The organism is Streptomyces roseicoloratus (genome assembly GCF_004117935.1).
In the GTDB taxonomy this organism is placed as follows: domain Bacteria; phylum Actinomycetota; class Actinomycetes; order Streptomycetales; family Streptomycetaceae; genus Streptomyces; species Streptomyces roseicoloratus.
Map to the genome: position 1 here is coordinate 1 of NZ_SDOY01000016.1, position 20,925 is coordinate 20,925.

17 protein-coding genes and 2 pseudogenes are annotated in these 20,925 nt (G+C 74.5%); 15 read left to right on the forward strand and 4 right to left on the reverse strand.

Going from position 1 to position 20,925, the window contains the following annotated elements; all coding sequences use genetic code 11:
- Nucleotides 1-264: 264 nt before the first annotated feature.
- From bioD to mug, 9 genes and pseudogenes are all read left to right on the forward strand, one after another.
- A complete protein-coding gene (gene bioD, locus ESG85_RS01465; protein ID WP_128976171.1) occupies nucleotides 265-984 on the forward strand; it encodes a dethiobiotin synthase in 720 nt (239 codons plus the stop codon).
- Between the two features lie 168 nt (nucleotides 985-1,152).
- Nucleotides 1,153-1,500, forward strand: a complete 348-nt coding sequence (locus ESG85_RS01470; RefSeq protein ID WP_128976172.1) for a VOC family protein — start codon at nucleotides 1,153-1,155, stop codon at nucleotides 1,498-1,500.
- A 55-nt stretch (nucleotides 1,501-1,555) separates the two neighbouring features.
- Nucleotides 1,556-2,425 (forward strand): TIGR03621 family F420-dependent LLM class oxidoreductase, encoded by an 870-nt coding sequence (locus ESG85_RS01475; protein WP_128976173.1) that lies wholly within the window; start codon nucleotides 1,556-1,558, stop codon nucleotides 2,423-2,425.
- Between the two features lie 34 nt (nucleotides 2,426-2,459).
- Nucleotides 2,460-2,900, forward strand: a pseudogene (locus ESG85_RS01480) (GNAT family N-acetyltransferase); the annotation flags it as partial.
- 622 nt (nucleotides 2,901-3,522) lie between these two features.
- A complete protein-coding gene (locus tag ESG85_RS01485) occupies nucleotides 3,523-4,863 on the forward strand; it encodes a hemolysin family protein (protein WP_128976175.1) in 1,341 nt (446 codons plus the stop codon).
- Entirely contained in the window at nucleotides 4,860-5,879 is a 1,020-nt protein-coding gene (locus tag ESG85_RS01490; protein ID WP_128976176.1) for a hemolysin family protein, read from the forward strand. The genes ESG85_RS01485 and ESG85_RS01490 overlap by 4 nt, the downstream gene beginning before the upstream one ends.
- Nucleotides 5,880-6,118: 239 nt before the next feature.
- Nucleotides 6,119-6,901: an SGNH/GDSL hydrolase family protein gene (locus tag ESG85_RS01495; RefSeq protein ID WP_128976177.1), complete on the forward strand. Its 783-nt coding sequence runs from the start codon at nucleotides 6,119-6,121 to the stop codon at nucleotides 6,899-6,901.
- A gap of 78 nt (nucleotides 6,902-6,979) precedes the next feature.
- Nucleotides 6,980-8,422, forward strand: coding sequence for an adenylosuccinate lyase (gene purB / locus ESG85_RS01500; RefSeq protein WP_128976178.1), 1,443 nt, complete (start codon nucleotides 6,980-6,982; stop codon nucleotides 8,420-8,422).
- Nucleotides 8,419-8,994 (forward strand): G/U mismatch-specific DNA glycosylase, encoded by a 576-nt coding sequence (gene mug, locus ESG85_RS01505; protein WP_128976188.1) that lies wholly within the window; start codon nucleotides 8,419-8,421, stop codon nucleotides 8,992-8,994. The genes purB and mug overlap by 4 nt, the downstream gene beginning before the upstream one ends.
- A gap of 10 nt (nucleotides 8,995-9,004) precedes the next feature.
- Here mug and ESG85_RS01510 read toward each other — a convergent pair whose 3' ends face one another.
- A complete protein-coding gene (locus ESG85_RS01510) occupies nucleotides 9,005-9,442 on the reverse strand; it encodes a hypothetical protein (RefSeq protein ID WP_128976179.1) in 438 nt (145 codons plus the stop codon).
- Between the two features lie 167 nt (nucleotides 9,443-9,609).
- Between ESG85_RS01510 and ESG85_RS01515 the strand changes: the two genes are divergently transcribed.
- Nucleotides 9,610-10,767, forward strand: coding sequence for an ROK family protein (locus ESG85_RS01515; protein ID WP_128976180.1), 1,158 nt, complete (start codon nucleotides 9,610-9,612; stop codon nucleotides 10,765-10,767).
- A 150-nt stretch (nucleotides 10,768-10,917) separates the two neighbouring features.
- Here the strand turns inward: ESG85_RS01515 and ESG85_RS01520 are convergent, their stop codons facing one another.
- Both ESG85_RS01520 and ESG85_RS01525 read right to left on the reverse strand, forming a co-directional pair.
- Complete coding sequence (locus tag ESG85_RS01520; RefSeq protein WP_128976181.1) at nucleotides 10,918-11,658, reverse strand: GntR family transcriptional regulator; 741 nt, start codon at nucleotides 11,656-11,658, stop codon at nucleotides 10,918-10,920.
- 265 nt (nucleotides 11,659-11,923) lie between these two features.
- Nucleotides 11,924-12,829, reverse strand: coding sequence for an RNA polymerase sigma-70 factor (locus tag ESG85_RS01525; RefSeq protein WP_128976189.1), 906 nt, complete (start codon nucleotides 12,827-12,829; stop codon nucleotides 11,924-11,926).
- Between the two features lie 132 nt (nucleotides 12,830-12,961).
- Here ESG85_RS01525 and ESG85_RS01530 point away from each other — a divergent pair, with 132 nt between their 5' ends.
- Entirely contained in the window at nucleotides 12,962-13,804 is an 843-nt protein-coding gene (locus ESG85_RS01530; protein ID WP_128976182.1) for an alpha/beta fold hydrolase, read from the forward strand.
- Between the two features lie 54 nt (nucleotides 13,805-13,858).
- Here ESG85_RS01530 and ESG85_RS01535 read toward each other — a convergent pair.
- Nucleotides 13,859-14,749, reverse strand: a pseudogene (locus ESG85_RS01535) (EamA family transporter); the annotation flags it as partial.
- A 29-nt stretch (nucleotides 14,750-14,778) separates the two neighbouring features.
- Here ESG85_RS01535 and ESG85_RS34810 point away from each other — a divergent pair.
- The 4 genes from ESG85_RS34810 (at nucleotide 14,779) to ESG85_RS01550 (ending at nucleotide 20,853) form a co-directional block, all read left to right on the forward strand.
- Nucleotides 14,779-14,937, forward strand: coding sequence for a hypothetical protein (locus ESG85_RS34810; RefSeq protein WP_164986136.1), 159 nt, complete (start codon nucleotides 14,779-14,781; stop codon nucleotides 14,935-14,937).
- A 103-nt stretch (nucleotides 14,938-15,040) separates the two neighbouring features.
- Nucleotides 15,041-16,495, forward strand: a complete 1,455-nt coding sequence (pdxR, locus tag ESG85_RS01540; RefSeq protein WP_128976183.1) for a MocR-like pyridoxine biosynthesis transcription factor PdxR — start codon at nucleotides 15,041-15,043, stop codon at nucleotides 16,493-16,495.
- A gap of 153 nt (nucleotides 16,496-16,648) precedes the next feature.
- Nucleotides 16,649-18,067 (forward strand): SWIM zinc finger family protein, encoded by a 1,419-nt coding sequence (locus ESG85_RS01545; protein WP_128976184.1) that lies wholly within the window; start codon nucleotides 16,649-16,651, stop codon nucleotides 18,065-18,067.
- Nucleotides 18,064-20,853, forward strand: a complete 2,790-nt coding sequence (locus ESG85_RS01550; protein WP_181018930.1) for a DUF7824 domain-containing protein — start codon at nucleotides 18,064-18,066, stop codon at nucleotides 20,851-20,853. Before ESG85_RS01545 ends, ESG85_RS01550 begins: the two co-directional genes overlap by 4 nt.
- The last annotated feature ends 72 nt before the right edge of the window (nucleotides 20,854-20,925 follow it).

Sequence of the window (20,925 nt, forward strand, 5' to 3'; positions counted from 1 at the left end):
GCGGGACGACTGCCCACAACGAGACGGCGGGGCGCGTCGCCCACAACGGAACCGCGGCCGCGGGCCCGCCGCCCCGCAAGGGAGTCGCACGAGCGGGCGGGGGCGTCGACCACAACAGCCCGGGCGCGGCCCGGCCCCGGCAGCGGGGCGCAACGGGTGCGGGCCCACACAGGACGGCGGGCCCGGACCCACCGGGGAGGGACGTTCCACCAGGTGGGGCGGCGACCGGCGCCGCCGGTATCAAGCAGAACGAAAGGACACCCCTTGAGCATCATCGTCATCACCGGCACCGGCACCGAAATCGGCAAGACCGTAGCCACCTCCGCCCTCGCCGCCCTCACCTCCGCCGCCGGCCGCACCGTCGCCGTGCTCAAGCCCGCCCAGACCGGTGTCGCCACCGGCGAGGCCGGCGACGCCGACGAGGTCGTGCGGTTGGCCGGTCCCGCGGTGACCGGGGCGGAACTTGCCCGCTACCCGGAGCCCCTGGCGCCGGACACCGCCGCGCGGCGCGCCGGTCTCGCGCCGGTGCGCCCCGCCGACGTCGCGGAGGCCGCGCGGAAGCTGGCGGAGGAGCACGACCTGGTGCTCGTGGAGGGCGCCGGCGGTCTCCTCGTACGGTTCGACGAGGAGGGCGGAACCCTCGCGGACGCCGCACAACTCCTCGGCGCGCCGGTCCTCGTCGTCGTCCCCGCCGGCCTGGGCACGCTCAACTCCACCGCCCTGACGGCGGAGGCGCTCCGTGCGCGCGGCATCGAGCAGTTGGGCGTGGTGGTCGGCAGCTGGCCGGACGCGCCGGACCTGGCGGCGCGCTGCAACCTGACGGATCTGCCGAAGGCCGCGGGCGCGCCGCTCCTGGGCGCGCTGCCGGAGGGCGCGGGCGGGCTGGCGCCCGAGGCGTTCCGGTCGGCGGCGCCCGGCTGGCTGGCACCGGCGCTCGGCGGCACCTGGGACGCGGCCGAGTTCACGGCGACCGCGGGCGCCTGATCGGGAACGGCCCGGACCGCACGGGGCGGGTCCGCTCCGGACGGCGCTGGGCGCGACCGCACCGGGCCGGACGGGACCAGCCCCGGCCGCACGGGGCCCACACGGCACCGCACCGCAGCACAGCACCGCACCGCACCGCACCGCACCGCACGCCCTACCCTGACTCTCATGCCCCACGCCCGTGTTCAGGAAATCGTCTTCGACTGCGCCGCCCCCGACGTCCTCGTGCGGTTCTGGGCCGCGCTCCTCGGCGGGGCTCCGGTCGACCGGAGCCCGGACTGGTCGTACGTCGACCCTCCGGGGTTCGTCCGACTCGCCTTCCAGCGGGTGCCCGAGGGCAAGGCGGTGAAGAACCGCGTCCACCTGGACCTGGAGGTCGCCGATCCGGCCGAGGCGGCCGACGGGGCGCTGCCGCTCGGTGCGAGCCGGGTCGGCGGGATCGTGACGGACGAGCAGGGGTCCTTCCAGGTGATGCGCGATCCCGAGGGCAACGAGTTCTGCTTCGTGACCGCCTGAAGGGACGTCAGGCGTCCGCCAGAGGCGCGCCACGTCCAGCGAGGGAGCCCACGTCGTGGTGTTGCCGTTCCGCTTCGCCGTCAGCATGATCAGGCCCGGATCCGGTGAGGAGTGGCGGACCCGCTGCCGCCGGGCCGAGGAACTCGGCTACGACCTGATCCTGGTCGCCGACCACCTCGGGACGCCCGCCCCGTTCCCCTCGCTGGTCGCGGCGGCGGAGGCGACCACCAGGCCGCGTGTGGGGACGTTCGTGCTCGACACCGGTTTCCGGAACCCTGCGCTGCTGGCCCGTGAGGTGACCACGACGGCCGCCCTGACCGGAGGCCGGCTGGAGCTCGGCCTGGGAACGGGCTACGTGCGGGCCGAACACGAGGAGGCGGGGATCCCGTTCCTGCCGCCGGCCGCTCGTATACGCCATCTGACCCGTACCGTCGAGGAGTTGGCCGGCACCCTCAAAGGAGACGGCACGAGCGCCCGCACCCCGCTGCTCGTCGGCGGCAATGGCGTGCTGCGGCTCGCGGCCCGGCACGCCGACGTGACGGCCTTCAGCGGCGGGCGGTTCACCGGCGACTCGGTCACCGTCCTGACCGCCGAGGAACCGGCCGCGCGGGTGGAGACGTACCAGGGCTTCGAGGCTGAGGCCGGGCGCGAGCGCCCGGCGGAACGGAACCTTCTGCTCCGGCGCGGCCGCGTGACAGCCGACCCGGCCGCCGCGGCGGCGGAGATCCGCCCGGTCGTCCCGTACCTCACCGAGGAGCAGGTGCTCGATCTGCCGATCCTCGCGAACGGATCGGTCCGGGAGATCGCCGACCGGCTCACCGGGCTCCGTGAACGGCTGGGGATCTCCTCCTTCACGGTCCTCGACGACGCCCTGGAGGCCTTCGGCCCGGTGATCGCCGAGCTGCGCCGACGCGAGGCGTCCTGACAGGTGAAACGCGCTCGACGCCCGGCGGCGCCGGTGGTGGGATGCGGGCATGGACGATCTTCGGATACGGGCCGCGGTCGCGGCCGACATTGACGCCGTGCTCGCCTTCTGGAAGGACGCGGCCGAGGGCACCAGCATCAGTGACGACCCGACGGGCGTCGCCCGCCTCGTGGAGCGGGACCCCGAGGCTCTGCTGCTCGCGGAGCGGGGCGGTGAGCTGGTCGGGACGGTGATCGCCGGCTTCGACGGCTGGCGCTGTCATCTGTACCGGCTCGCCGTCCACCCGGAGCACCGGCGGCGCGGCATCGGCGGCGCGCTCCTGGCCGCGGCCGAGGAGCGGTTCGTACGGCTCGGCGGCCGGCGCGCGGACGCGATGGTCCTCGATCGCAACGAACTCGGACGCGCGGCGTGGCGGGCGGCGGAGTACGGCCCGGAGGAGCAGTGGACCCGCTGGGTGAAGCCCCTCCCGGCCTGACCCGCACGTGCCGACGGCCGTCGCCCGGTACACGGGCGTGAGCAGGACGGACGGCCGAGGGGTCGGCGTACGAGCGCGAGCACGGCCGACGGCCCTCGCCGCGGCGCCCGGGCCGAGCCCGGCGGAAGGACACCGCCTCGGCATAGGGCCGTCGGTCGGCATACGGCCGTCGGCCCGGCGGACGGCCGTCGTCGCCCCGACGCACGGGCGTCGGCCCGGTCGGTCCGGGCGGAGGGCGGCTTCTCCGTCGGCCTGGCGGAGGAGCCGGCCCCGCGGTGGCGTGACCGGCCGCCCGGCGGGTGGCCTCACCCATCGCCCAGCGGGGTGGCCTCGCCCATCGCCCAGCGGATGGCCTCGCCCATCTCCCGGCGGCGTGGCCTCGCCGGCCGGCCGCGTAGGGTCTCTCCGTCCACCCCGCCCGCATGGCCGACGACGGGTCGCCACCCGACCGCCCCGCTTTGCCGATCCTTTACCATGGGTGGGCACAATCCGATCATCCGACCGAAAGGTGTGAGCGTCCGCCCATGGGCGAGCCTCCCAGTAGCCGTTTCCGCTTCCGACATCGCGCGGTCCTTCCTCCCCTGACTGATCATGGGACTCACCCGGGGACGGAGGTGAACCGATGACCGAGGTGCTGCTGCTCCTGGTGGCGTTGCTGCTCGCCGTGGCGTGCGGCGCGTTCGTCGCGGCGGAGTTCTCGCTGACCACCGTCGAGCGAGGCGAGCTCGAGGCCGCGGCCGAGCGCGGCGAGCGCGGCGCGGCCGGCGCGCTGAAGGCGGTCAGGTCGCTCACCTTCCAGCTGTCCGGCGCCCAGCTGGGCATCACCGTCACCAACCTGGTCGTCGGCATGCTCTCCGAGCCGTCCATCGCCGCGCTGATCCGCGGGCCGCTGACGTCCCTCGGCTTCTCCGAGTCGGTCTCCTCCTCCCTCGCCCTGGTGCTCGGCACCGCCCTGTCGACCGTGGTCCTCATGGTCGTCGGCGAGCTCGTGCCCAAGAACTGGGCGATCTCCTCGCCGCTGGCGGTCGCCAAGGTGGTCGGCACCCCGCAGCGGATCTTCACCGCCGCCTTCAGGCCGCTGATCAGCCATCTGAACAACACCGCCAACCGGGTCCTCCACCGGCTCGGCATGGAGCCGACCGAGGAGCTGGCCTCCGCCCGCTCCCCGAAAGAGCTGGTGGCGCTGGCCCGGCACTCCGCGAAGGAGGGCGCGCTGGAGGCGGACACCGCCGAACTGTTCGTCCGTACGCTGAACCTGGCCGAGCTGACCGCGGAGAACGTGATGACCCCACGCGTCCAGGTCACCGCCCTGGACGCGCAGGCCACCGCCGAGGACGTCGCCAACGCGACCCGCGCGACCGGTCTGAGCCGTTTCCCGGTCTACCGCGGCAGCCTCGACTCCGTCGTCGGCATCGCCCACATCAAGGACGTGCTGGCCATACCGGCCGACGAGCGGCCCCGCCGTTCCGTCGGCGACATCCTGCGCGAGCCGCTGCTCGTGCCGGAGAGCCTGACCGTGGACAAGCTGCTCGACCAGCTGTCCGGGAAGCAGACCATGGCCGTCGTCATCGACGAGTACGGCGGTACCGCGGGCGTCGCGACCCTGGAGGACATCGTCGAGGAGGTCGTCGGCGAGGTGCGCGACGAGCACGATCCGCACGAGACGCCGGACCTGGCGCGGGCGGGCGAGGACACCGACGGCCGCGAGCTGTGGTCGGCGGACGGCGCCGCCCGTACCGACCAGCTCCAGGCCATCGGCCTGAAGGTGCCGGACGGCCCGTACGAGACGCTGGCGGGCGTGCTCGCCACCGAGCTCGGCCGGATCCCGGCGGTGGGCGACAGCATGGAGCTGGCCGGCTGGCGGCTCGACGTGGTGGACGCCTCCGGGCGGCGCGCGGCCCGTGTGCTGCTGCACGCCCCGCTCCCCCACTCCGGCGACAGCGACGAGGAGGCCGGCCGATGACCGCGATCCAGCTGCTGATCGGTCTGGCGACCCTGGTCGTCAACGCCTTCTTCGTCGGCGCCGAGTTCGCCATGATCTCGGTGCGCCGCAGCCAGATCGAACCGCACGCCGAGTCCGGCGACCGCCGGGCGCGCAGCGTCATCTGGGGGCTCGAACACGTCTCGGCGCTGCTCGCCGCCGCCCAGCTCGGCATCACCCTGAGCACACTGGTGCTCGGCATCGTCGCCGAGCCGGCCATCGCGCACCTGCTCGAGCCGGTCTTCGACGCCGTCGGCGTGCCGCACGGTCTGGTGCACCCGATCTCCTTCGTGATCGCGCTGACGCTGGCGACGTACCTCCACATGCTGCTCGGCGAGATGGTCCCGAAGAACATCGCGCTGGCCGAGCCGACCCGTACGGCGCTGCTCCTCGGCCCGCCGCTGGTGACCCTCACCCGGGCGCTGAAGCCGGTGATCTTCGCGATCAACGCCTTCGCCAACGGGATCCTGAAGCTGCTGCGGGTGGACGCCAAGGGCGAGGTGGCGGCCACGTTCTCGGACGACGAGCTGGCCCGGATGGTCACCGACGCCGGTGACGCGGGTCTGCTCGACGACCGCGCGGCCGAACGGCTGCACGACGCCCTGGAACTGGGCCGACGCCCGGTGCGGGACGTCGTGATGCCGGTGGAGAAGGTCGTGCACACGCGGGTGGGCACGACCCCCGAGGAGCTGGAGGCGCTGTCGGCGCGGTCCGGGTTCTCCCGCTTCCCGGTGGTCGACGCGGACCACGGGATCCTCGGCTACCTCCATGTGAAGGACGCCCTGGACATCACGCCCCGCGACCTGCCGTTCCCGGTGTCGGCGATGCGGCCCATCGCCCGGGTGCGGGCGGCGACGCCGCTCGACGACGTGCTGACGGCGATGCGCCGCAGCCGTACCCACCTGGCGGCGGTCCTCGACGAGGACGGTCGGCTGGCCGGTCTGGTGACGATGGAGGACGTGCTGCGCGAGCTGGTGGGACGCCCGTCGGCGCCGTAGCCGGCCGACGGCCCGCACGCCCTGCCGGAGGGCCCGGAACGCGATAGGCGTTCCGGGCCCTCCGGCGCTCGGGCCCTCCCGTGCTCTGTGGCGCTCGGCCCCACCGACGTTCGGTCCCACCCGTGCCCTGGGGCACTCGGCCCCACCGGCGCTCGGTCCCACCCGTGCTCGCGTTCTCCGCGCTCGCGCATCCGGTGGGTCCGCACCCGCTCCATACCGGGCGGTATGATCGCCGGGTCATGGAAATGAATGCCACGTACACCAGTCTCGTCGCCGTGGGCGACAGCTTCACCGAGGGCATGTCGGATCTGCGGCCCGACGGTTCCTACCGGGGCTGGGCCGACGTCCTCGCGGGCCGGCTCGCCGCCCGCACACCCGGCTTCCGCTACGCCAACCTGGCCGTGCGCGGCAAGCTCATCGGGCAGATCCTCGACGAGCAGGTGGACGCGGCGGCGGCGATGAAGGCCGACGTGGTGACCCTGGTCGGCGGCCTCAACGACACCCTGCGGCCGAAGTGCGACATGGGCCGGGTGCGCGGCCTGCTCGGCGAGGCAGTCGAGCGTCTCGCCCCCGCCTGCGGGCAGCTGGTCCTCATGCGCAGCCCGGGCCGCAACGGCCCCGTCCTGGAGCGTTTCCGGCCGCGCATGGAAGAGCTCTTCGCGTACGTCGACGAGCTCGCCGCCCGGCACGGCGCCCTGGTGGTCGACCTGTACGGCGCTCCATCGCTCGCCGACCCGCGGATGTGGGACGTCGACCGGCTCCATCTGACCGCCGAGGGGCACCGGCGGGTCGCGGAGGCGGTCTGGCAGACGCTCGGCCTGCCGGAGGAGAACGACTGGCGTTCGCCGCTCGCGCCGACCGCGCGCCCGGGCTGGGCCGCCCGCCGGGTCGCCGACGCCCGGTTCGCCAGGGAGCACCTGGGGCCGTGGATCGGCCGCCGGCTCACCGGCCGGTCCTCGGGGGACGGCCGCCCGCCCAAGCGCCCGGAGCTGCTGCCGTACGAGGCGCCCGGGACGCCCTGACGTGACCCCCGTCTCGTAGCAAGCTCCAGCCCGGACCCTGGCGCTGGCCTGCAGAAATCACCAGTAAACTCTGGACACGTGACTGCTGCGACTGCGAAGCCCCGCATCCCCAACGTCCTGGCCGGCCGCTACGCCTCCGCGGAGCTCGCCGTCCTCTGGTCCCCCGAGCAGAAGGTGAAGCTGGAGCGTCAGCTGTGGCTCGCCGTGCTGCGTGCGCAGAAGGACCTCGGGATCGAGGTTCCCGACGCCGCCCTCGCCGACTACGAGCGCGTGCTGGACCAGGTCGACCTCGGCTCGATCGCCGAGCGCGAGAAGGTCACCCGGCACGACGTGAAGGCCCGCATCGAGGAGTTCAACGCCCTCGCCGGCCACGAGCACGTGCACAAGGGCATGACCTCGCGCGACCTCACCGAGAACGTCGAGCAGCTGCAGATCCGGCTCTCCCTGGAGCTGATGCGGGACCGTACGGTCGCCGTCCTCGCCCGCCTCGGCAAGCTGTCCGCCGAGTACGCGGAGCTGGTCATGGCCGGCCGCTCGCACAACGTGGCCGCGCAGGCGACCACCCTCGGCAAGCGTTTCGCGACCGCCGCCGACGAGCTGCTCGTGGCGTACGCGCGCCTGGAGGACCTGCTCGGCCGCTACCCGCTGCGCGGCATCAAGGGCCCGGTCGGCACCGCCCAGGACATGCTCGACCTGCTCGGCGGCGACGCCGCGAAGCTGGCGGAGCTGGAGCAGCGGATCGCCGGTCACCTCGGCTTCGCCCACGCCTTCACCTCGGTCGGCCAGGTCTACCCGCGCTCGCTCGACTACGACGTGGTCACCGCGCTCGTGCAGCTGGCCGCCGCCCCGTCGTCGATCGCCAAGACGATCCGTCTGATGGCCGGCCACGAGCTGGTCACGGAGGGCTTCAAGCCCGGCCAGGTCGGCTCGTCCGCGATGCCGCACAAGATGAACACCCGCTCCTGCGAGCGCGTGAACGGCCTGATGGTCATCCTGCGCGGCTACGCGTCGATGACCGGCGAGCTGGCGGGCGACCAGTGGAACGAGGGCGACGTGTCCTGCTCGGTGGTCCGCCGGGTGGCCCTGCCGGACGCCTTCTTCGCCTTCGACGGTCTCCTGGAGACCTTCCTCACCGTGCTCGACGAGTTCGGCGCCTTCCCGGCCGTCGTCGCCCGCGAGCTCGACCGCTACCTGCCGTTCCTGGCCACCACCAAGGTCCTCATGGGCGCGGTGCGGGCCGGCGTGGGCCGCGAGGTCGCCCACGAGGCGATCAAGGAGAACGCGGTCGCCTCCGCCCTCGCCATGCGCGAGCAGGGCGCCGAGCGCAACGAGCTGCTCGACAAGCTGGCCGCCGACGACCGGATCCCGCTGGACCGCGCGCAGCTGGACGCGCTGATGGCGGACAAGCTGTCCTTCACCGGTGCCGCCGCCGACCAGGTCGCCTCCGTGGTCTCCCGCATCGAGGAGATCGTCAAGCAGCACCCGGACGCCGCCGGTTACACCCCCGGGTCGATCCTCTGACCCGCTTCACCCCGCAGCAGCTGGAGGCCGCCCGCGACCGTCTCGTCCCCGACGTGACCGCGGGCGGTCTTTCCGTGCTGTTCTGCGGCATCAACCCGGGCCTGATGACGGCGGCGACCGGCCTGCACTTCGCCCGCCCCGGCAACCGGCTCTGGCCGGTCCTGCACCTGTCGGGGTTCACGCCGAGGCAGTTCGCGCCGGCGGAGCAGGAGGAGCTGCTCCGGTACGGGCTCGGCATCACCAACGTGGTGGCGCGGGCGAGCGCACGGGCCGACGAGCTGAGCGCGGAGGAGTACCGGGAGGGCGGCCGGATCCTCGCCGAGAAGGTGGCGCGGCTGGGGCCGCGCTGGCTCGCGATCGCCGGGGTCACCGCGTACCGCACGGCCTTCGGCGAGCCCGGGGCGGCGATCGGTCCGCAGGAGCGGACGATCACCGGGCCGCACGGCACCACCCGGATCTGGGCGCTGCCCAGCCCCAGCGGTCTGAACGCCCACTGGACGGCACGGAGCATGGCGGAGGAGTTCGCCCGGCTGCGGGAGGCGGCGGACGTGCCGGACCGGCGCACGGGCTGAACCCGTACGGTCAGGGCGGGTCGACGGTGGTGACGACGGCGAGGAGTTGGAAGGGCAGCTCGTCGTCCCACTGGGAGACCCCGAGGGCGACCCAGCGGTGCTCCGCCCGCCAGAGGTGCACGTCGGGCGTGTGGTTGCTCAGGACGCCCCAGGGCTCGGGTATGTCCTCGCCGGACATGCTCCGGTCGAGGACCGACCACAGGCTGAAGACCTGCGGCGGGCCCCAGCGGGCGCCCAGCAGTGTGGAGAGGCCGTCCCGCTCGGCCTCGTACTGCTCCTCGACGGCTGACCGGCGGGTGCCGTCGTCCTCCCAGAAGTCCTCGCTGGTGGCGAGCGTGGCGACGTGGTGGCCGGGACCGCTGTCGCGGTGTCCGGTGCGCTCGTCGCGCTCCGGGAAGGCCCGGCCGAGCAGTTCGTCGAGCGCCGCGAGGTGCTGTGCCGTGTCCATGGGTTCAGTAAAGCGCCCGCCACTGACAACAGTTGGCGGTGCGTCATCCGCCGGCGGCCGGGCGGGACCCCCCGACTCCCGTCCGCGGGCCGTGGACGGCGCTCGCCGCTGCCGGGTCCATTGAGTAACATCCGGCCAAAGAGGCGCACGAGCTGGGAGGACACACGGTGGGGCGGCTGACCGGCGGGGATCCGTCGCTGCTGCGGCGGATCAATTCCGCGGTGGTACTCCATGCGCTGCGGGGCTCCGACGCGCTCACGCTGACGGATCTGACCCGGATCACCGGTCTTTCCCGGCCGACGGTCGAGGGGGTGACCGAGGGCCTGATCGTGAGCGGTCTGGTCGTCGAGGCGGCGCCCGAGGAGGGCGAGGCCCGACGGCAGGGCCGGCCGGCGCGGAGGTTCCGCTTCCGGGCGGAGGCGGGGCATCTGCTCGGGATCGAGATCGGCCCGCACCGGGTGGCCGCGCTGATCTCCGGTCTGGACGGCCGGATCATCGGCGCCGGTTCGCGCGAGGTCTCCGAAACCGCTCCGGAGGACGAGCGCCTCGACCGGGTGCGGACCGTGGTGGCCGACGTGCTGCGGCGGACCGGCGTACCGCGCTCGAACCTGCGGGCGGTCGGCGTCGGCACGCCCGGGATCGTGGAGGCGGACGGGACGGTCCGGCTGGGCACGGCGCTGCCGGGCTGGACGGGGCTCGCGCTGGGCGAGCGGCTGCGGCGCTCGTTCCGCTGCCCGGTGATCGTGGAGAACGACGCCAACGCGGCGGCGGTCGCCGAGCACTGGAAGGGTGCGGCGACGGATTCCGACGACATCGTGTTCGTGCTGGCGGGGTTGAGCCCGGGTGCCGGTTCGCTGATCGGCGGGCGGCTGCACCGTGGTTTCGGCGGGGCGGCCGGCGAGATCGGGGCCCTGCACCTACTGGGTCGCGGGGTCACGCCCGAGCATCTGCTGTCGCCGACCGACGAGCCGCTGCACCCGCTCGACGAGCAGGCGGTGGCGGAGGTGTTCGCGCTGGCCCGGCAAGGCCACGCGCCCGCGCAGGCGGCGGTGGAACGGTTCATCCAGCGACTGGTGCACGACGTGGCGGCGCTCGTCCTCGCGATCGATCCCGAGCTGGTGGTGATCGGCGGCTGGGCGGCGGGCCTGGACGGGGTGCTGCAGCCGCTGCGCGAGGAGCTGGCCCGGTTCTGTCTGCGGCCGCCGCGGGTGGTGCTCTCGCTGCTGGGCGAGGCCGCGGTCGGCACGGGCGCGCTGCGTCTCGCGCTCGACCACGTGGAGGAGCAGCTGTTCGCGGTGGACGACCGGGTCACGGCCCGGCGCTGAGTCGTCCACGCGCCGCACCGGAGACCGGGGGGAAGACGGCGGGAGGACGGCGGAAGAGGACGGGAAGACGACGGGAAGACGATACGGGGAAGGCCCCGGGCACAGGTGCCCGGGGCCTTCCCCGTACCGCTTCGCGCGTGTCAGGAGGTGTCAGGAGGCCATGGCCAGGTCGCCCGAGTCGCCGAAGGTGAGGCGGCAGGTGTCGGCGCGGTAGGTGGCCACGGACACGGCCGCGGTGCCGCCGCCGGAGAGGTAGCGGGTGGTGACGACGAGGACCGGGGATCCGGGCAGCCGGTCGAGTTCCCTGGCGTCGTCGGCGCGGGCCGAGCCGAGTTCGACGGCGCGGTCCTGGCCGTCGAGGTCGAGCTGCCGCAGGGCACGCAGCACGGCACGGGCGCGGGTGGGCCCGTCGGTGGCGTCGGCGTCGGCGAGGCCGGGCACGGAGGACGCGGGCACGTAGAGCAGTTCGGCGGCGACGGGCCGGCCGTCGGTGACGCGGAGCCTGCGCACGATGTGCACGCGCTCGCCGAGCTGGATGTCGAGGAGGCGGGCGACGGCCGGCGGGGCGGTGTCGGCGGCGCAGTCGACGGACTGCCAGGTGTCCTCGCCGGCGCCGGGCCAGGCGTGCTGGGTGGTGGAGACGTCGACGCCGACGCGCGGCGGGGCGACCGTGGTGCCGACGCCGCGGCGGCGCTGCAGCCGGCCTTCCAGCTCCAGCTGGTCCAGGGCCTGGCGGAGGGTCGCCCGGGCGACGCCGAAGCGGGCGGCCAGTTCGCGCTCGTTGGGCAGGATCTCCCCGACCGCGAACTCCGAGTCGAGGGCTTCGCTGATCACGGTCTTGAGGTGCCAGTACTTCGGCTCCGGTGCTGCTTCGAGCTGCGTGGTCCCCACCCTGATCCTCCGCATGTTCGCCGTGTCCCGCGGCGTTTTCCGCGCCCTTGTTTATTAAAGGTTCCTGCACTAACTCTGCGACCATAAGGCGCGGCCCACCCTTGGTCAAGACCAATCCTCCGTCGTACGGACCCGAATGTGACCGTCTGACCCGGATCGTTCACAGGACGTTCGCGTCCAGGTGGCACCTACAGCGAAGAGCCCGCCGCGGAACGTTCGGCTCCGGGGCGGGCGTCCGCTGTCGCGTGTCGGCGGGAAAGCCGCGTCAGCCCACCGGGAAGAGGCCGTGGAGCTTGTCGGGGTTGCGCAGGATGTAGAGGCAGGCGATGCGACCGTCCCGGACGTCGACCTGGTAGACGGAGTCGACCTTGCCGTCGACGAGCAGGACGAGCGCCGGGCCGCCGTTGACCTCTTCGAAGCGGAGGTCGTAGGCGTCGGCCACGCCCTGGGCGACGGCGACCATGAACCGGCCGATCTTGTCGGCGGTCTCCATGACGCGCAGGGGGGCCTTGGCCTTGCCGCCGCTGTCGCCGACCAGCCGGACGTCCGGCGCGAGCAGGGCGAGCAGGCCCTCCAGGTCGCCGTTGGTGGCGGCGGCGAGGAACCGCTCGGTGAGGTCGCGCCGCTGGGCGGGGTCGACGTCGTAGCGGGGGCGGCCCTCGTCGACGTGCCTGCGGGCGCGGGCGGCGAGCTGGCGGACGGCGGACTCGCTGCGCTCGAGGGCGGTGGCGATCTCGGAGAAGGGGAAGCCGAAGGCCTCGCGGAGCACGAACACCGCTCGCTCCAGCGGCGAGAGGGATTCGAGGACGACGAGCAGGGCGAGGGACACCGAGTCGGCGAGCAGGGCGCGTTCGGCGGTGTCGGGCACGGAGGGGCCGAAGTCGGTGACGATCGGCTCCGGCAGCCAGGGGCCGACGTAGGACTCGCGGCGGGACCGGACCTGGCGGAGCCGGTCGATGGCGAGCCGGGTGGTGATGCGGACGAGATACGCGCGGGGCTCGCGGACCTCGGCGCGGTCGCCGGAGCTCCAGCGCAGCCAGGCCTCCTGCACGACGTCCTCGGCGTCGGCGGCACGGCCGAGCATGCGGTAGGCGACGCCGGTGAGCATCGCGCGGTGTTCCTCGAAGAGGTCGGTCGGGTCGGTCAGCGTCTCGGTCGGCACGCCCTCCATCCCAGCGGACGTGATCTCCGGTGTCCAGTCGGTGACCGGCCTCTTGAACTCGACTCTACTCACCGGTAATTCTTGCTGACAGGGTGTCTTGCAGAGTGCCGTCCGGCACGACCACGCACGACAGGGAGAACCATGTCCGCACAGATCTCGTTCGCCGTGGAGTCCACGGCCGGACCGCGCACGGTCACCGTGACGTACGAGCGGCGGGGCGTGGGAGAGCCCCTGCTGCTGCTCCACGGCATCGGCCACCTCTGGCAGGCGTGGGAGCCGGTCATCGACATCCTCGCCACCGAGCGGGACGTCATCGCCGTCGACCTGCCCGGCTTCGGCTCCTCCCCCGCGCTGCCGCCGCCGCTCGCGTACGACCTGGGCACGGTGGTGCCGGTGCTCGACGCGTTCTGCGGGGCGCTCGGGATCGAACGCCCGCACGTGGCGGGCAATTCGCTGGGCGGACTGCTCGCCCTGGAACTCGGCCGCGTGAAACTGGTGCGCTCGGTGACGGCGCTCTCGCCGGCCGGTTTCTGGTCGGAGGCCGAGCGGCGCTACGCCTTCGCCACGCTGCGCGCGATGCGGGGCGCCGCGCGGGCGATGCCGGTCCCGCTGGTCGAGCGGCTGTCCCGCAGTGCGGCCGGCCGCACCGTCCTCACCGGCACCGTCTACGCCCGCCCCGGGCGCCTTTCACCGGCGGCCGCGGTCGCCGAGACGCTGTCCCTGAGCCGCGCCACCGGCTTCGAGGAGACCCTCGCGGCGGGCGGGAACGTCCTGTTCACCGAGGACGTCCCCGCCGTGCCGGTGACCGTCGCGTGGGGCAGCCGGGACCGCCTCCTGCTGCGCCGTCAGGGCGTCCGCGCCAAGCGCGTCATCCCGGGTGCCCGGCTGGTCCGGCTGCCGGGCTGCGGTCACGTGCCCATGAACGACGACCCCGCGCTGGTGTCCCGGGTGATCCTGGACGGCAGCCGCGCCGGCGCGGTCTGACGGCCCGCCGGGGCGGCTCCGCCCGTCGAAGAGGCCCGAACCCAGGGCCGCCCCGGCCCCCACCAGGAGGCCGCCGGCGGCCTGCGCCGGACCGAAGGAGCCGTGCGAGACCGCGACCGCGGTGAGCGCGGCCGCCACCGGAATGGCTCCGGTGAACAGCGTGGCGCGCTCCATGCCGATCCGCTGGACGCCCATGTAGAACAGCACGAAGCCGACGACGGTCGCCAGCGCCGCCTGCCACACCAGGGCCCCGGCCTCCACGGCCGTCGGCATCCGCAGCGCCGCCGCGCCGTCGGCGAGCAGGCCGAGGACCGCCGCCTCCACGGCGGCCACGCCGCACACGACGGCCGTCAGCAGCTTCGGTCCGAGCAGCCGCAGCACCGGCACCGCGAGCACCGTGAAGCCGACCTCGCCCGCGAGGGCCGCCGCCGACCAGCCGAGGCCGGCCGGGTCGGTGCGGCCCCAGCCCTGCACGACGAAGGCACCCGCCGCCACGAGCACCGCCCCGTACAGCACCGCCCTCGTCGGCCGACGGCCCTCCGTCAGCGGCACCAGGACGGCGACGACGACCGGCGCGCAACCGACCAGAACACCCGGCACGGCCGGCTCCGCGCTGCGCTCGGCGGCGAGGACCGCCAGGTTGAAGCCGACCATGCCGATGCCCGCGACCAGGGCGATCCGCAGCCACATCCGGGCGGTGAGGACGCGGAGCGGGGCGAGCGCGCCCCGGCCGAGCAGGGGCAGCAGGAGCAGACAGGCGGCGGCGTAGCGCAGGGCCTGGCCGCCGGCGTACGGATAGGAGCCGAGCAGGCTGTTGGCGGTGAAGGAGGCGCCGACGAGGGCGTAGGCGACGGTGACCAGGAGGACACCGCGCAGGGAGTTCGCGTTCATGTCACCGACGCTAGGAACCGGAAAGGCCCGTTTGGAGGTCCACTTCCACGACATGATCGGGGACCACTTGGGGGGCGACGGAAATGGACTGGTTCGACGGGGACTCGGGCGGGCGGGACAACCACGGCCTCGACGCCGGCGGCGAGTGGAACTGGGTGAACGTGGGATGCATCGCGTTCTTCGTGCTGCTGGCGGTGATCATGTTCACGGTGCTCGGCTGGGCGCGGGACCTCCTCTTCTAGGGGGTCGCGGGACCTCGTCTTCCAAGGGGTCGCGGGGCCGTCCTTCCTTGCTCAGGAGGCTTCGCGCCTGAGCGAGTCCGGAGACGAGAGGGATGAGGGGGACGTGGGCGACGTCAGGGGCGGGATCGCCGGCGGGCAGCCGGCATGGGAGCTGTTGCTGCCCGCGGCGGCGGAACCGGCGCGCCGGCGGGGCCGCGCGCTCCAGGAGGCACTGCGGGAGGCCGTCCGGACGGGACGGCTCGCCGCCGGGACCCGGCTGCCGTCGAGCCGGGCGCTCGCCGCCGACCTCGGCGTCTCCCGGGGCCTCGTCACGGAGGCGTACGAGCAGCTCACGGCGGAGGGCTATCTGCGCAGCGGCCGGGGCTCGGGGACGTGGGTGGGCGGATCGGCGCGCGCCGCCGCGCCCGGCGTGCGCGACCTCGCGCCGCGCACGCCGGGCGTGCGGGTGGACTTCCGCCCCGGCACACCCGATCTCTCGCTCTTCCCGAGGTCCGCGTGGGGCGCGGCGCAGCGCGCCGTGCTCGCGGAACTCGCGCACCGGCGGCTCGGGTACCCGGATCCGCGGGGCCTCCCGGAACTGCGGGGCGCGCTCGCGGCACTGCTCGCACGGCGGCGCGGCGTGGTGGCCGATCCCGAACGCCTGGTGGTGTGCTCGGGCGTGGCCCAGGCGGCCACGCTGCTGGGCCACGCCCTGCGGACGCTCGGGCACGCTGCGGTGGGCGTCGAGGATCCCGGCAGCCCGGAGCACGCCCGGCTGTTCGCGGCGACCGGCCTGGACACGGTGTGGCTTCCGGTCGACGCCGAGGGCCTGGCCCCGGGACCGCTGGCCGCGTCCGGGGTGCGGGCGGTGGTGGTGACGCCGTCGCACCAGTTCCCGTCCGGGATCGGCTACGCGGCGCGGCGGCGGGCCGACCTGCTCGACTGGGCGCGGTCGGTCGACGGCTTCGTCCTGGAGGACGACTACGACGGCGACTTCCGCTACGACCGGGCGCCGGTCGGCGCGCTGCAGGGCCTCGACCCGGAGCGGGTCGCGTACGCGGGTTCGGTGAGCAAGTCGCTCGCGCCGGGGCTGCGCCTGGGGTGGATGCTGGTGCCCGAGGCGCTGCTCGACGAGGTCGTGGAACGCAAGCGGACGATGGACCTCGGCAACCCGGTCCTGGACCAGGCGGTGCTCGCCCGCCTGGTGACGAGCGGCGGCTACGACCGCCAGCTGCGGCGCTGTCAGCGCGCCTACCGGGAGCGCCGGGACGCCCTGGTGAGCGCCCTGGAACAGCACTTCCCCGGCACCGAGGTGAGCGGCATCGCCGCCGGACTCCACGTCATCGCGCGCGTGCCGCGGGATCAAGGCCCGACCGCACGCCTCCTGGAACGGGCCCGCGCCGCCGGGGTGGCCCTGCGGCCGCTGGAGGACTACGGCACGGCCCGCTTCGACGACGGCGCGGTCCGCCTGGTCATCGGCTACGCCCATCTGACGCCGTCGGACATCGCCCTGGGCGTACGGCTTCTGGCGGAGGCGTACGGGCCGGGCGCCGTGCGGGCGGCGGGGACGGCACCGTAGCCGGGCTCGGCCGTACGCACGGTCGATCGGCACGCGCACCGGTCACGGAAGGCCGGCCCAGGGCTCGTTGCGCGGGGTTCCGGTGCCCGGGGCACGAGCACCCGAACCCCGGTACCGGCGTCGATGTCAGTGCCGCGTCCTACGGTCGTTCACATGACGCGATCCGTACAGGCGCTCGCCTACGCACGCCCTTCCGCCCTTGAACCCGTGGGTTCCGGGCGGCTGCTCGGTCTGGAGACGGCCGGGGGTCTCACGCCGCTCGGCGCCGAGGCCAACCCCCGGTTCTTCTCGGGGTTCCTCACGTCGCCGCAGATCGCCGCGCGGGGGCTGCTGGCCGTGGCCGACGTTGCCGCGGCCCGCTACCACCAGCGGATGCGGCCGGGTTCGCTGGACCCGGTGGTGACCGGGAACGGCGACCGCTTGCGGTTCGAGTCCTTCTCGGGCTGCGGCGGGGTGTACGCGCGCCTGGACGTGCTGAGCGCGGGCCTGGACGGGGCGGAGACCGGGCACGGCACGACGAACGTGGACGTGAACAACCCGCTGCGGGAGGCGCTCTCGCGGCTGACCGGCGACGACCCGCTGCATCTGCGGGTGGGGCCCGAGGAGTTGGCGGTGACCACGCTCGACGGTCCGGTCGTCGAGAAGAAGGTGCCGCTGCCGGACCGCTGGCTGCGCGGCTTCGCCGAGGCGCAGGTCTCCTCCGCCGGCTTCGACCTGCGGGCGGAGCTGTCCGGCGCGGAGGCGGTGCGCTTCCTGCGCTCGCTGCCGCGTTCCCCGGCGCGCGCCCGGGGCCCGCTGTGGGGGGTGCGGTCCGGCCGGACGCTGCGTCCGACGACGCGGCCGGTCCCGGGCGCGGTGTGCCTGGCGGGGCCGGACCGGCTCGTGGCCCTGGAGCGGGTGCTGCGGCACGCGACCGCGCTGCGGGTGTACGGGCCGGTGCCGGACGGGGCGGCGGCGCCGAGCGCCTGGGAGGTGGAGCTGCCGGGCATGCGCCTGACCCTGACCCTGTCCCCCGACCCGGCGCGCGGATTCTCCGGCGAGGGCGGCGTGCTCGAGGCGCTGGCCACGGAGGAGGCGGCGCAGGACGCGGAGCTGGTCTCGGTGCTGCTCGCCTGGGAGCCGCGGATCGACCTCGCCGATCTGGCGGAGCAGTCGGGGCTGACGGTGGACCGGGTGCGGGCCGCCCTCACCCGGCTGGGGACGGCGGGCCGCGTGGGCTACGACGTGGCGGAGGCGGCCTACTTCCACCGCGAGCTGCCGTACGACGCGGACCGCGCCGAGCGCCACAACCCGCGTCTGGTCGCGGCCCGGACGCTGCTCACGGAGCGCGCGGTGACCCTGGCCGGCGACCTCGCGTCGGTGGTGTCCGGCGAACGGCGCTACCAGGTGCGGGAGTCGGCCGACGGGCGGCTGAGCTGCACGTGCCCGTGGTGGGCGGAGTACCGGGGCCGGCGGGGACCGTGCAAGCACGCCCTCGCGGTGCGCATGGCGCGGCGGGGCGGCCAAGGGGAGCCGAGAGCAGGGACGGCGAGGACGACGGAGACGGCGGAGACGGCGGGGTGCGGGCGATGACGGGGACGACGGCGGAGGCGACGATGAACGCGACCACGACGGAGACGACGGCGGTGGACGAGCTGCTCCGGGCGGTCCGCGCGGGCACCCACGGAAGGGTGCCGGAGCTCGTGGCGGACCTCGACGGCGCCGCCCGCAAGACGGCGCTGGCACGGCTGACCGAGCTGCGCAAGGAGGTGCGCGGCTGGGGCTGGGACCGCTGGGACGAGCAGCGGAAGGTGCGGCACGCCCTGCGGGTGGCGGGAGCCGGCTGCCATACGGGACCCGCCGCGGCGGCGACCTGGATCGCCGCGCGTGATCTGTCGGACTGGGGCGACACGACCCTCGACGGCCTGCTCCGGGTACTCGCCGACCGCGAGCCGTCCTGGCTCGCAAACGTGGCGCAGCGCCTCGCCGAGCGGCCGTCCGTGGCCGAGGACGAGTACCGCCTGGTCCACGCCCTGGTGGTCCGCTCCGGCTGCCCGGTGCCGACCACCGAGGCCTATCTCCGGGGCTGGACGCGGTCGCTGACGAACCGACGGCTGGTCGACCTGCTGCGCGACGACCCGCAGACGCCGGTGCTCCTGCCGCACGTGCTCGCGCTGACGGACATGCCCGACCGGCTCACCTGGACGGTCGGCCCCGAGCAGCCCACGCACTGGCCGACCGCGCTGAAGACCCTCGCCGACGAGGGGATGCTCGACCGGGCGGTGCTGGTCGACGGCTGTGTGTCCCGGCTGCTGCGCGGCGGGCGGCCCCGTGACCTGCGCTTCCCGCTCACCCTGCTGCGGCTGCTCGGGACCACGGACGAGGAGCGGCGGTCGCGGATCCCCGACTGGCTGGGGATGGCGGCGGACGCGCCCTCGCCGGTCGCGGGGTACGCCCAGGAGGTCCTGGCGGAGCTCGCGCTGGACGGGGGGCTCGCGGTGCCGGAGCTGGCGGAGATGTCCGGCGCGGTGCTGTTCCGCAGCGAGAAGAAGCTGGTGCGGGCGCAGCTGACGCTGCTGGGCAAGGTGCTGCGGCGTGAACGGGGGGCGGCGGCCGAGCTGCTTCCGGTGGTGGCGGACGCGTTCGGTCACGAGGACACGACGGTCCAGGAGCGGGCTCTCGCCCTGGTGGCCCGGCATCTGAAGGACGTACAGGACGAACGGGTGCGCCAGGAGGTGGCGGGCGCCGCCGAGCTGTTGAGCCCGGTGCATCGCGCGGCTGCGGCCGAGCTGTTCGGGTCCGCCGCCCTCGCCGACGACGCGCCGTACGTGGAGGTGCTGCCGCCGGTTCCGGAGCGGCGCCCGGTGGCCCCGGCGGCGGAGTCGCTCGCGGAGCTGATGGAGGATCTGGTCGCGCTCGTCCGCCGTCCGTACGACTCGCTGGAGGAGTTCGAGCGGGCCCTCGACGGTGTGGTCCGGCACGCCCGTCGGGACCGGGAGGCGCTGACGGCCCTGGTGCGGGAGACGTTCGCGGACACGTACGGCTTCGTGCACGGCGACCACGTCTCCTCGGGGTCCCAGGGACTGCTCACCGTGCTGGCAGCGCTGGCGGGCAAGGTGGGGGTCTCGCGGCTCGACGCCGCCCGCCGTCGTCCCGGCGGGACGCCGTCCTGTGCCCACGAGGCACTGACCCGGTCGATCGACGCCCGCGTGTGGGAGGTGGCGTGGCTGCTGGCCACCGCCGCGCCCGTGCCCTTCCTGCTGGCCACGCCGACCGACCACACGGGGTCGGTCGACCCGTCCGTCCTGGTGGAGCGGCTGCGGGCGTATCAGGCCGCCGGGGTGGATCCGCTGCCGCTGGACATGGCCCAGGCGCTGCTGCGGGTGCGCAAGGCCGATCCGCGCGCGGCGGCGGCCGCCTCCGAGGCCGAGGCGCTGGGCACCGGGGCGGGCGGACGGCTCGCCCGGTGGCTGACGGCGGACGAGTCGCTCGCTCCGGGGCTGCGGTTCCTGGAGCGGGGCCGGGACAGGAGTTCGGGGCGGTGGTGGCTCGCGGACCGCCTGGTGGTGGCGGTCCGGGAACGCCGTGCGATACGGGACGAGTTCCCGCCGGCCTTCCAGTGGCTGGGCGGCTCGCCGACGGAGATCCCCCGGCGTTGTGGCGGGTACCACTGGTCCGGACTGCGTCCCCTGTGGCCCGGGATCCTGCCCGACGACCGGGAGACCCTCGCGGCCTGGCTGCTGCCCACGCTGGCCGGCGGGGCCGAGTGGGAGGAGCGGGACGCGGCCTGGGGGCTCACCGCGCTCGCGGAGGCCGACGGGCCGGTCGGCCCGGCTGTCCATCTGGCCCTGGCCGTGGGTCTCGGCTGCCGGCACGTCGAGGACCGGCTGACGGCCGTGGACGCGCTGCTCGTCCTCGCGTCCCGCGGCGAGCTGGACCCGTCCCTGCTCGCCGCGCGGCTCGCCGGGCTCGTCGCCGACGGCACGGTCAAGCCGAACCGGCTGGCGGACGCGGCCCGTACGGCGGCGGCGACCGGTGCGTACGGGACGGTCCGGGAGGTGTTGCTCGGGCTGCTGCCCTCGGTGCTCGCGGCGCCGAAGCCGGTGCGCGGCGCCGGGGAGCTGCTCGCGGTGGCCGCCGAGTGCGTGGAGCGGAGCGGTGGTTGCGGACAGGAGGTGGCGGGGCTGGCGGAGGTGGCGGCCCGGCGTGGTGCGACGCAGCTGGTGACGCAGGCGCGGAGGCTGGCGGCCGCCCTGGGCCGGTGGACCGGGGGAACGCCGTCGGGAGCGGCGCCGGAAGAGCTCTCCGCAGCGACCTCCACACCGGCTTCCGGAGCGACCTCCACACCGGCTGCGGAAGCGGCCACAGAAGCGGAGTAAATCGGCCACTAGTGCCCCAGACCATCACGTAACCCGTCGGTCACAAAGCGTTCGTGATCACGCAACACCGCT